This window comes from Streptomyces sp. NPDC047841, from assembly GCF_040704085.1.
GTDB classification, from domain to species: domain Bacteria; phylum Actinomycetota; class Actinomycetes; order Streptomycetales; family Streptomycetaceae; genus Streptomyces; species Streptomyces argyrophylli.
The window spans coordinates 73,475-84,678 of record NZ_JBEYRP010000031.1; the positions used below are offsets into that span (position 1 = coordinate 73,475).

Here is an 11,204-nt window from a genome sequence, read left to right on the forward strand (position 1 = left end):
CGCCGGGCCGTGAGCAGGACAGACCCGTGCCGCGGTGCCTGATAACGCCGAGAATGTACGGCGATGTCGACTGACACCGGGAAGTGTTCACCGGTGCCCCGGAGGCGTCAAGGCTGCCGGCGACGACGGTGACACGGGCGCTGCGCCGGCCCCGGCGGAGCGCCCGTGCCGCAACGAACGTGTACGGGGAGGCCGTTCACCACTGTGGCTCGGCGGCCGCGTAGCCGGCACCCGACGGGGCCGCACCCGGGCCGCCGCGCCGGACCTCGTGACCGGGGAGCCCGGCGCGCCCGAGCACCCAGCTCCCGCCGTTCAGCGCCTTGGCGGCCTTCTTCAGCGGGGCCAGCTGGGCGGCGGCCTGGTGATGGTCGCTCACGCTGCCCGGGCCGCAGACGACCGTCGCCAGGGAGAGCGTGACCGGCCGGCCGCCCACCGCCCAGGGAACGTCCAGCACGGCGGTGACCAGCGGACCGAGCGCCTGCTCGTCCGCCAGCACCAGGAAGTCGTCCCCGCCGATGTGCCCCACGCGCGCGTGCTCCGCGACCGCCTGCTGGAGCGCGCGGCCCACCGCGCGGATCAGCTCGTCTCCCGCGGCGAATCCGGCACCGTCGTTGACCTGCTTGAAGTGATCGATGTCCAGCCAGCTGAGCGTGAACGCCCGCCCGTCGGAGATCCGCCGGTCCACCTCGCTCACGATCGCGTCCGAACCGGGCAGCCGGGTCAGCGGGTTGAGCCCGGCCGCCTCCTCCACCCGGCTCTCGGCCAGCGCCCGCACCAGATCCGCCAGCCGTACGACGCCGACGCATCGGCCGTGTCCGTCGACCACCGCCACGTCGTCGGAGGTCCGGTCCCGGCCGCCGACCGCCACCACGTCCAACACCTGCCAGGCCGTCGCGTCGACGCCGACCGTGCGGGGGGCGTCGCCCAGTTTGAAAGCCGGCCGGTCGGCGTACAGAGCGTGCCCGTAGCGCCCCGACATCGACAGCAGGAAACGCGACCGGTGCACCGACCGGACGGGCCTGCCGTACTGGTCCGCCAGCAGAACGCCGGAGACGTCCGGGGAACCGGTCAGCAGCGCCCGCACCTGTCCGGCCGAGGCGGTCAGCGGCAGCACGGCGGCCGGCCGTACGAACTCCCGCACGGAGGGCCCGGAGCGGGGGAGGGTCCCGGCGCCGGGTGCCAGGGACGGAACATACACGTCCGCCGCGGGAACGCGGGCCGGGGGAGCGAACAGCTCGCCCTGGGCCAGTTGCGCACCGGCCGACAGCGCCGCCGCGCACTGCAGTTCCGTCTCCACTCCCTCCACCGCGACCAGGGCGCCCAGCTCCTCGCACAGCGTCCGCATCGCCCGCACCGCGGCCGGCCGGGTGAGCAGCGAGGCGTCGAGTTTGACCAGGTCAGGGGAGAGGTCGGTGAGCAGCCTGAGCGGAACGTCCCCGTCCCCGATGCCGTCCGCGCTGATCCGGAACCCTTGCGCGCGCAGTGAGGCCACCGCCTCCAGCAGCGCCCGCTGCGGCACATGCGTGTACGGCGGGACGATGTCGAGCGTCACCTCCCAGGCCCTGCGCCCCGCCGCGCGCACGGCGTCGTACAGCGGTGTCAGGCCGCCGAGGTCGGCGAGCGTGGCCGCGAACACGTTCAGGTGCAACGGCAGCAGGGTTTCCTTGCGGGCCGCGGCCCGGAGCGCCGACACGGTCAGCCTGCCGTCCAGCACGGGATCCCGGCGGGCCTCGGCCAGGACGTCGCCGGTCTCCGGGCGGGCGAGTATCTCCAGTGCGGCGACCGCGCCCGTCCTCAGGTTGACCACCGGCTGGAAGGCGAAGCGGAGAGTATCCGTCCAGGGATGCACGGGAGCATGATGGCGCTGCCCCCGTACGCCCAGGCGCAGTTCATGAGACGTTCACACAGGATTCCCGAGTGAACACGGAGAGTGTGAGCGGTGCCCGGCAAGTCCGCCGCTGGTCTGCACCGATGGCCGGCCGCCCGGGGCGGTCACGGCCTCGGCGCAGGCGCATACCGTACAGCGGGTGCGCGAAGGAGCCGGAAGTCGTCGCCCTCGCCGGTGAACCAGCCGGCGACCGCGGGCTCGCGTGTGTGCGGCACGGAACCTCCTGCCGGGGCATACCTGACGGGTCGCCAGAAGTGCGCCACGGATTACCGGAAACGGGCAAGGCGATTCGGTGAACCGAACGGCGGCGCACGGCGTCGTGGTACACGAGGGGCGGCCGGGGCCGACGGGGGTGATTCCGGCCGCTCCTTCCGGTTTCGCTCGTTCCTGACGCCTCACCAGCGGAACATGCCCCTCCCCTGATCGGATACAGTCCGCGCGTGTCCGAAACTCAGCAACCAACTGCCAACTCCGCGCCCGACTCCCACTGTTCGAGCTGCGGAGCGCCCTATGGAGAGGGCGTTTCCGGATGGCCGCGCACCTGCCCGGCCTGCGGTACCGTCGCCTACCGCAATCCGCTGCCGGTCGCGATCGCCCTCCAGCCGGTGTACGACACCAAGGGCACCGCCCTGGTCGTCATCACCCGGACCGTCGCCCCCGCGCGCGGAGGCATCGCCCTGCCCGGCGGGTACATCGACGACCGCGAGGACTGGAAGCAGGCCGTCGTACGGGAACTCAAGGAAGAGACCGGCATCGAAGCGGCCGCCCGTGACGTGCGGCTCGTGGACGTCATGAGCGCACCCGACGGGCACCTGCTGCTGTTCGGCGTGCTGCCGGAACGTCCGGCCGACGGACTGCCGCCCTCCGGCCCCACCGACGAGACCGAGGGCTGGCAGCTGCTGCGCAGGCCCGAGGAACTCGCCTTCCCGCTGCACACCGTGGCCGTCAAGGCATGGTTCGAGGGCCGCTACGTCTGAGCCCGCGGTTCAGCTGAGCCCGCGCACGCGCACCGGGTAGGGCGGCTCCGCCACGCCGTCCTCCCGGTCCCGGGTGACCACCACCCGCCCCCCGTGCCTGCGGGCGACGTAGCGTTCGGCCTCCGGTTCGTCCCACCCGTCGCCCGGGTCCGCCACGACCAGGCCGGCTCCGGTGCGTCCGCGCGGGGGCGCCCACACCTCCAGCTCCAGCCCCCCGCCGGCGCCCCGCACGGGCACCACCGCGCCCGCGCGCGCGAGCACCGGTATCCGGGACAGCGGCGCGTCCACCACGACCCGCCCCGGCCCCTCATGGACCTCCTCCGTCACCGTGTCGTACCAGCGGCCCCGAGGCAGCCGCACCGAGCGCCGGCGGACACCGGGATCCAGGACGGGGGCCACCAGGAGGGCGTCGCCCAGCAGAAACGTGTCCTCGCAGTCGCGCAGCGCCCGGTCCTCCGGCGCCCCCCACCACAGCGGCCGCACATAGGGCGCGCCGGTCCGCCGGGCCAGCTGCGCCAGCGTCATGAAGTACGGCAGCAACCGCCGTCGTTCGAGCAGCGCCACGCGCGCGTGCTCCAGCACCTCGGCACCGAACTCCCAAGGCTCCCGGCGCCCCGCCCGCAGACCCGCGTGGGTGCGGAAAAGCGGCAGATACGCGCCCAGCTGGAACCAGCGCAGATACAGCTCCGGCGACGGACTGCCGTCGAAACCGCCCACATCCGGACCCGAGTACGGCACCCCGCACAGCCCCAGCCCCAGCACCAGCGACAGCGACGCCCGCAGCCCCGGCCAGCCGGTCGCCACGTCCCCCGACCACGTGCCCCCGTACCGCTGCGACCCCGCCCAGCCCGAGCGGGAGAACAGGAAGGGCCGCTCCTGGGGCGCCAGCGCGCGCAACCCCTCGTAGGCGGCCTGCGCCATGCACAACGCGTACACGTTGTGCCCTTCCCGGTGGTCGCCGCCACGCCCCTCCAAGGCGTGCCGGGCCGAACGCGGCAGCGTCGGCTCGCCGAAGGCGCTGAACGACGTCGGCTCGTTCATGTCGTGCCAGAAGCCGGAGAAGCCCTGCTCCAACCGCTCCTCGTACAGCCCGCCCCACCACGCACGCGCGCGTGCGTCCGTGAAGTCAGGGAAGACCGACTCGCCGGCCCACGCGACACCCCGCACCGTCCGGCCGTGCGCGTCCCGCACGAACGCGTCCGCTGCCGCGCCGCTCTCGAACACGGCGCTGCCCGGCTCCGCCCGCACCGCCGGATCGACGATCGACACCAGCCGGATCCCGTCCCGGCGCAGCTCCTCCGCCAGCACCGGCAGCTTGGGGAAGCGCTCCTGGTCGACCGTGAACACCTGATGGTCGTCATAGTGGTCGATGTCCAGGTGCACGGCGTCCAGTGGCAGCCCGTGCTCGTGGTAGCCCGCGACGATCCGGCGCACCTCCTGCTCACTGCCGAAGCCCCACCGCGCGTGCTGGTGGCCCAGCGCCCAGGCGGGCGGCAGGGCGGGTGCCCCGGTCAGCGAGGCCCACGTGTGCAGCACGCGCGCGGGGGTCCCCACCATCACCCAGCAGCGCAACGGACCCCCGTCCATCCGCACTTCGCAGTGACCCGCCCGGTCGTGCCCGGACCCGGCACCCTCCTCACCCTCCCGCAGGACCACCGTCCCGTCCCAGGTGGTGTCGTGGAACACCAGATGAGTGCCGGCATCCGCCACCACCAGCTGCACCGGCATCGTCAGATACAGCGGATCGTCACCGGGCCCGAACGCCCGGCCGGGATCGGTGTTCCACAGCCGGTACCTGCCGTCGCGCAGCCGGGGCCCGCCGGCGCGCCCGCCCAGGCCGAAGATCCGGGCGTCCGCGGCCACCTCCGACCGCTGCACCCACCGCGCCGCACCCCCGCCGACCGGCTCCCACCAGCGCGGCGGCAGATCCCGCCGCAGCCTCACCCCGCCCGGGGTGCACACCTCCACCGCGCCGTGCCGCGAGACCACGACGGTCGCCCGCTCGGCCACCACGCGCCAGCCACCGTCCTTGTCCGGCTCCAGCACCGCCCGCGGATCCGGCTCGGGACCGCTGCCCGCGAGCGCGTACGACGGCTGCGGACCAGCCCCGTCCCACCCCCAGAAGACCGCCCCGTTCACCGCCACGACGATCCGCAGCTCCGAGCGGCCGAACCGGATCAGCCCACCGCCGGGACCCGGCTCCGCGTCCCGCACCTCGCCCGGCACCCGGGCCCGCTCGGGCTCCCGCCGCGGCAGCCCGGCGGCGTCGATGCGCCTCCTGCGCCACGCGGCCCGTACGGTACGCAACCCCTGCGCCGCCCTGCCCGAACCGACCACACTCACCGAACGCACCAGGTCACGACCGTCCATGCTGCTCACCCTGCCACTGAGCGCCCCACGCGCGCGTGTCGTTCAACTGCCGTTCACCCGTGCCCGGACCACATCTTCAGGACATGGACTGTGTGGAGCGCACCCTGGTGCAGAAGTCGATCACATGGCATCGTCCCTGTCAGCCGCGTCACGCGCACACCCCAGCCCGTGCGCGGACCGACGCACACGACGCGCACAGCCCGGGAGCCGCACCCATGTCGACCGCGAACCCCCAGCCGCTCTGGCAGCCCGATCCCCAGCGGATCGCCCAGGCCCGCATCACCCGGTTCCAGGCATGGGCCGCCGAACACCACGGCGCCCCCGCCGAGGGCGGGTACCCGGCCCTGCACCGGTGGTCCGTCGAGCAGCTGGACACCTTCTGGAAAGCCGTCACCGAGTGGTTCGACGTACGGTTCTCCACGCCCTACGCGCGCGTGCTCGGCGACCGCAGTATGCCCGGTGCCCAGTGGTTCCCAGGGGCCACCCTCAACTACGCCGAACACGCGCTGCGCGCCGCCGCCGACCGCGCTGACGAACCCGCCCTGCTGTACGTGGACGAGACGCACGAGCCCCGCCCGGTGAGCTGGGCCGAGCTGCGCCGCCAGGTCGGCTCCCTCGCCGCCGAACTCCGCGCCCTCGGCGTCCGCCCCGGCGACCGCGTGAGCGGCTACCTCCCCAACATCCCCCAGGCCGTCGTCGCCCTGCTCGCCACGGCCGCCGTCGGCGCCGTCTGGACCTCGTGCGCCCCCGACTTCGGCGCCCGCAGCGTCCTGGACCGCTTCCAGCAGGTCGAACCCGTCGTCCTGTTCACCGTCGACGGCTACCGCTACGGCGGCAAGGAGCACGACCGCCGCGAGGTGGTCGCCGAACTCCGCCGCGAGCTGCCCACCCTGCGCGCCGTCGTCCACATCCCCCTGCTCGGCACCGAGCCTCCCGAGGGAGCCCTGGAGTGGTCGGCGGTGACCGCCGGGGACACCGAGCCGGTCTTCGAGCAGGTCCCGTTCGACCACCCGCTGTGGGTGCTCTACTCCTCCGGCACCACCGGCCTGCCCAAGGCCATCGTCCAGTCGCAGGGCGGCATCCTGGTCGAACACCTCAAGCAGCTCGGCCTGCACTGCGACCTCGGCCCCGAGGACCGGTTCTTCTGGTACACCTCGACCGGCTGGATGATGTGGAACTTCCTCGTCTCCGGCCTGCTCACGGGCACCACGGTCGTCCTGTACGACGGCAGCCCCGGCTACCCGGACACCGGAGCCCAGTGGCGCGTCGCCGAACGCACCGGAGCCACCCTCTACGGCACCTCCGCCGCCTACGTCATGGCCTGCCGCAAGGCCGGCGTGCACCCCGCACGCGACTACGACCTGTCCACGGTGAAGTGCGTCGCCACCACCGGCTCCCCCCTGCCGCCTGACGGCTTCCGCTGGCTGCACGACGAGGTGCGCGAGGACCTGTGGATCGCCTCCGTCAGCGGTGGCACCGACGTCTGCTCCTGCTTCGCCGGCGCCGTACCCACCCTCCCGGTGTACACCGGGGAACTCCAGGCGCCCGGCCTCGGCACCGACCTCCAGTCCTGGGACCCCAGCGGGAAGCCCGTCATCGACGAGGTCGGCGAGCTGGTCGTCACCCGTCCCATGCCGTCCATGCCGATCCACTTCTGGAACGACCCCGACGGCAGCCGCTACCACGACAGCTACTTCGACACCTACCCGGGCGTCTGGCGGCACGGCGACTGGATCACCGTCACCTCACGCGGGACCGTGATCATCCACGGCCGCTCCGACTCCACCCTCAACCGGCAGGGCGTCCGCATGGGCTCGGCCGACATCTACGAGGTCGTCGAGCGCCTGCCAGAGGTCAAGGAGTCCCTGGTCATCGGCATCGAGCAACCCGACGGCGGCTACTGGATGCCGCTGTTCGTGCACCTCGCACCGGGCGCCGTCCTGGACGAAGCCCTCCTGGACCGCATCAAGCAGGCCATCCGCGAGCAGCTCTCCCCGCGGCACATCCCCGACGAGATCATCGAGGTCCCCGGCGTCCCGCACACCCTCACGGGCAAGCGCATCGAGGTCCCGGTCAAGCGCCTGCTGCAGGGCACCCCCCTGGAAAAGGCGGTGAACCCCGGCTCCATCGACGACCTCACCCTGCTCGGCTTCTACGAGGAGCTCGCCCGCAAACGCGCCTGACCCCCGGACGATCACCGTCCGCATCCAGGCCTGTGGGCAGCCCAAGCGGTGTGACCTGCGCAGACGATCTCACCACCGGACCGTGACCACCGGCGACACCGCCATTGTCAGTGCCGCCGGTTACGGTGAGTGAGCATTGATCGACCGCGCATTGGGGGAATTCATGGCGCACACCGACCACCAGACCATGCGGCGCGTCCTGCGCCGCGAGATCGCCGGCACCATCGGCGTACTCACCGACGACCACGACTTCCGCGCCATGCGGCGCTACCGCAGCTTCACCTTCGACGACCACACCACCTACCTCCAGCAACTGGAGGCCGTCCTGCGGGACCGCGCCGCACAGGGCAACCACACCACCCTCGCCCTGTTCGACCCGGAGGACTACGCCGTGTACTGCGCGGACACCGGCCTCGACCCCGAAGCCCCGGCCAGCCGGACCCGCTTCACCGCGGAACTCGCGGCCACCGGCCCGACCATCCCCTACGACGGCCGCCCGCTCACCGTCCTCCTGCCCGCCCTCGTGGACGAAGCCGTGCGCCAGGCCACCTGGGAGTACGCCACCACCCTCCTCACCCGCCTCGGCCCCTGCCCGACCTGCGGCGAGGACATCGGCAGGGCAGCCTTCACCCGCGCCTCCGAGCTCCTGGTCCGCATCCTCGACACCGCCCCACCCGGCGACCGGCACCTCGTGTGCACCGTCTCCGGACCCCCGGACACCCTCGTCTCCGTCCTGCACGGCGACCAGGACCCCCACGGCGCGACCCGCCTCGACGAGGCCGAAGCCCTCGAATTCGCCAGCGTCCTCGCCCTCGGCCTCGCGACCCGCAGCCCCGGCGGACTCGTGATCCGCGTCAGCGCCGCCGGCACGGCCGACCGCGTCTACGGCTGGCGACTGCGCGGCGGCGCCCTCGAACCACTGACGGCGTCCGAGGTGTTCGACGCCTACTGCACCGACGTCGAATCCGGCGAGCCCATCTCCCCGGAGCCCGGCGTCGACTACCGCGAGCCGCCCGCGCTCGGAGAGGAGAGCACCGCCCCGGACCACCGCCACTGAGGCCCGCACGCACACGGAAGCCGGAACGCGGCAGGGGCGCCCCGCCCGCAGGCAGGACGCCCCTGAACCGACACCCCGGCGGCGCCCGGTACGGCTACTCGCCGGACAGCACCGCCTGAGCCGCGTTGCGCGCCTCCTCGGCACTGTCCGCGGCACGCGCCGCCGCCGCGGCCCGCTCACACTGCGCCAGCGTGTACTTCGCCAGCGTCGCGCGGACGTACGGAATCGACGCCGCCCCCATGGACAGGGAGGTGACACCCAGACCGGTCAGCACACAGGCCAGCAGGGGATCCGACGCGGCCTCGCCGCACACCCCACAGCTCTTGCCCTCGGCCGTGGCCGCCTCGGCGGACAGCGCGACCAGGTCGAGCAGCGCCGGCTGCCACGGGTCCTGCAGGCGGGACACCGCACCCACCTGCCGGTCCGCCGCGAACGTGTACTGCGCGAGGTCGTTCGTCCCCAGCGACAGGAACTCGACCTCCTGCAGGATCGAGCGTGCCCGCAGCGCGGCCGAGGGGATCTCGACCATCGCGCCGAACTTCGCCCGCAGCCCCGCCTCACGGCAGGCGTCGGCGAAGGCCTTCGCGTCCTTGCGGTCCGCCACCATGGGCGCCATGACCTCGAGGTAGACGGGCAGCCCCTCGGCGGCCTTCGCCAGCGCCGTCAGCTGGGTGCGCAGGACCTCGGGGTGATCGAGCAGCGTCCGCAGCCCCCGCACGCCGAGCGCCGGGTTCGGCTCGTCCGCCGGCGTCAGGAAGTCCAGGGGCTTGTCCGCACCCGCGTCGAGCACCCGCACGACCACACGGCTCTCGGGGAACGCCTCCAGCACCTGCCGGTAGGCCTCCACCTGCTTCTCCTCGGAAGGAGCGTTCTTGCTGTCGTCCAGGAACAGGAACTCGGTACGGAACAGACCGACACCCTCCGCCCCGGCCTCGACGGCCGCCGGCACGTCCGCCGGCCCGCCCACGTTGGCCAGAAGCGGCACCTTGTGCCCGTCCGCGGTCACCCCCGGACCCGTCGAAGCGGCCAGCGCGGCCTTGCGCGCGGCAGCCGCGGCCTCCAGCTCCGCCTTCTTCCCCTCACTCGGGTTCACGAAGACGTCGCCGGTGCTGCCGTCCACGGCGATCAACGTGCCCTCGGCCAGCTCACCGGCACCGGGCAGCGCCACGACGGCCGGCACGCCCAGCGCCCGCGCCAGGATGGCGCTGTGACTGGTCGGACCGCCCTCCTCGGTCACGAAACCGAGGACCAGGGACGGGTCGAGCAGCGCGGTGTCGGCCGGAGCCAGATCACGGGCCACGAGCACGTAAGGCTGGTCACTGTCCGGGACGCCCGGCATCGGCACGCCCAGCAGCCGGGCGACGATACGGTTCCGCACGTCGTCGAGGTCGGCCACACGCCCGGCCAGGTACTCACCCGCGGCGGCCAGCAGCTCCCGGTACGCCGCGAAGGCGTCGTACACCGCACGCTCGGCGGTACTGCCGACGGCGATCCGCCGGTCCACGTCGGCCATCAGCTCCGGGTCCTGCGCCATCATGGCCTGGGCCTCCAGCACGGCCTGGGCCTCGCCCCCGGCCAGGTTGCCACGCGCCGTCAGGTCGGCGGCGACGGCGTCCACGGCCTGACGGGCACGTCCCTGCTCACGCTCCGCGTCCTCGGCGGAAATCTGCTTGGCCGGAGGCTCCAGAACCGCCGTACCCATGTGCCGTACCTCGCCGATCGCCACGCCATGGCTCACGCCGACGCCTCGCAGCGTTGTCTCCATCTCACCCGTCTCCGGATAGTGCGGCGGGTCCCGCCGCCGCGGTGATTGTCCTGTTCGCCGCCTCACGACGGCAGTGCTGTCAGTTCCAGGAGAAGAGGCTGTCGCCGACCTTCACGTCCCCGTCCTCACGGAGGTCGGAGAGGGACTCGGCAGTGGCTTCCAGCGCGACGACCGGGCACACCGGCGACTTGCCGGCGGCCTCGACCGCGGCGGGGTTCCAGCGCACGACGGCCTGGCCGCGGGTCACGGTGTCGCCCTTGTTGACGAGCAGCTCGAAGCCCTCGCCGTTGAGCTGGACCGTGTCGATGCCGAGGTGGGTGAGCACGCCGTGCCCGCTCTCGTCGACCACGACGAACGCGTGCGGATGCAGGGAGACGATGATGCCGTCGACGGGTGCCACGGCCTCGGAGATCTCACGCACGGGGTCGATCGCGGTGCCCGGGCCGACCATGGCCCCGGAGAAGACCGGATCCGGCACTGCGGCCAGTCCGATGGCACGCCCGGCAAGAGGGGACGTCACGGTGGTCATGGGAAGCCTCCCAAGGAGTGGAGCTGTTCAAGGGCCGTCACTGGCAGTCCCGGACGGCGCACTGGGCAGCAGCGTATGTCATGTGAACTGGCGGTTCCGGGTGGAAGCTACCAGTTAGTGGTCTAGACCACCAGCTCACCGGATTTGCATGGCCTCCGAGGCCGCGTGTACAGTCGTACTCCTGCCGGGGGGGCAGTGAGGCGTGCAACCGCATCCTCCTCCGACAGCAACCAAACTCTTCAGATCCTATCTCTGGATCTCCTTCTGCATGCTCGCAGAGGGGCGGTCAGAGAGAGGGAAAAACCCTGGTAGAGTTTGAAACACCGAAGGGAAGCGCCCAGAGGAAAGCCCGAGAGGGTGAGTACAAAGGAAGCGACCGTTCCTTGAGAACTCAACAGCGTGCCAAAAATCAACGCCAGATATGTTGATACCCCG

Annotated in this window: 7 protein-coding genes; 3 read left to right on the forward strand and 4 right to left on the reverse strand. The window is 72.4% G+C overall.

Annotation, left to right across the window (positions count from 1 at the left end; translation table 11 throughout):
• Window positions 1-196: 196 nt before the first annotated feature.
• Window positions 197-1,849 (reverse strand): GGDEF domain-containing protein, encoded by a 1,653-nt coding sequence (locus AB0947_RS35930; RefSeq protein WP_366754580.1) that lies wholly within the window; start codon window positions 1,847-1,849, stop codon window positions 197-199.
• A 479-nt stretch (window positions 1,850-2,328) separates the two neighbouring features.
• Between AB0947_RS35930 and AB0947_RS35935 the strand changes: the two genes are divergently transcribed.
• Window positions 2,329-2,865: an NUDIX domain-containing protein gene (locus AB0947_RS35935; protein WP_366754581.1), complete on the forward strand. Its 537-nt coding sequence runs from the start codon at window positions 2,329-2,331 to the stop codon at window positions 2,863-2,865.
• Between the two features lie 9 nt (window positions 2,866-2,874).
• Here the strand turns inward: AB0947_RS35935 and AB0947_RS35940 are convergent, their stop codons facing one another.
• The gene (locus tag AB0947_RS35940; RefSeq protein WP_366754582.1) at window positions 2,875-5,235 is read right to left on the reverse strand and encodes a glycoside hydrolase family 31 protein; all 2,361 of its coding nucleotides are present in this window, start codon (window positions 5,233-5,235) and stop codon (window positions 2,875-2,877) included.
• A 215-nt stretch (window positions 5,236-5,450) separates the two neighbouring features.
• Between AB0947_RS35940 and AB0947_RS35945 the strand changes: the two genes are divergently transcribed.
• Window positions 5,451-7,418 (forward strand): acetoacetate--CoA ligase, encoded by a 1,968-nt coding sequence (locus tag AB0947_RS35945; RefSeq protein ID WP_366754583.1) that lies wholly within the window; start codon window positions 5,451-5,453, stop codon window positions 7,416-7,418.
• 163 nt (window positions 7,419-7,581) lie between these two features.
• Window positions 7,582-8,475 carry a hypothetical protein gene (locus AB0947_RS35950; RefSeq protein WP_366754584.1) on the forward strand — a complete coding sequence of 298 codons (894 nt, stop codon included), beginning with the start codon at window positions 7,582-7,584 and terminating at the stop codon, window positions 8,473-8,475.
• Window positions 8,476-8,569: 94 nt separating this feature from the next.
• Here AB0947_RS35950 and ptsP read toward each other — a convergent pair whose 3' ends face one another.
• Together ptsP and AB0947_RS35960 are read right to left on the reverse strand one after the other, a co-directional pair.
• Window positions 8,570-10,240, reverse strand: a complete 1,671-nt coding sequence (gene ptsP, locus AB0947_RS35955) for a phosphoenolpyruvate--protein phosphotransferase (RefSeq protein WP_366754585.1) — start codon at window positions 10,238-10,240, stop codon at window positions 8,570-8,572.
• Between the two features lie 79 nt (window positions 10,241-10,319).
• A complete protein-coding gene (locus AB0947_RS35960; RefSeq protein ID WP_171158315.1) occupies window positions 10,320-10,769 on the reverse strand; it encodes a PTS glucose transporter subunit IIA in 450 nt (149 codons plus the stop codon).
• Between the last annotated feature and the right edge of the window lie 435 nt (window positions 10,770-11,204).

Coding starts and splice junctions, on each gene's coding strand:
- AB0947_RS35950 (WP_366754584.1), top strand. CDS start 7,582: ATGGCGCACACCGACCACCAGACCATGCGGCGCGTCCTGCGCCGCGAG.
- AB0947_RS35945 (WP_366754583.1), top strand. CDS start 5,451: ATGTCGACCGCGAACCCCCAGCCGCTCTGGCAGCCCGATCCCCAGCGG.
- AB0947_RS35940 (WP_366754582.1), bottom strand. CDS start 5,235: ATGGACGGTCGTGACCTGGTGCGTTCGGTGAGTGTGGTCGGTTCGGGC.
- ptsP (WP_366754585.1), bottom strand. CDS start 10,240: ATGGAGACAACGCTGCGAGGCGTCGGCGTGAGCCATGGCGTGGCGATC.
- AB0947_RS35960 (WP_171158315.1), bottom strand. CDS start 10,769: ATGACCACCGTGACGTCCCCTCTTGCCGGGCGTGCCATCGGACTGGCC.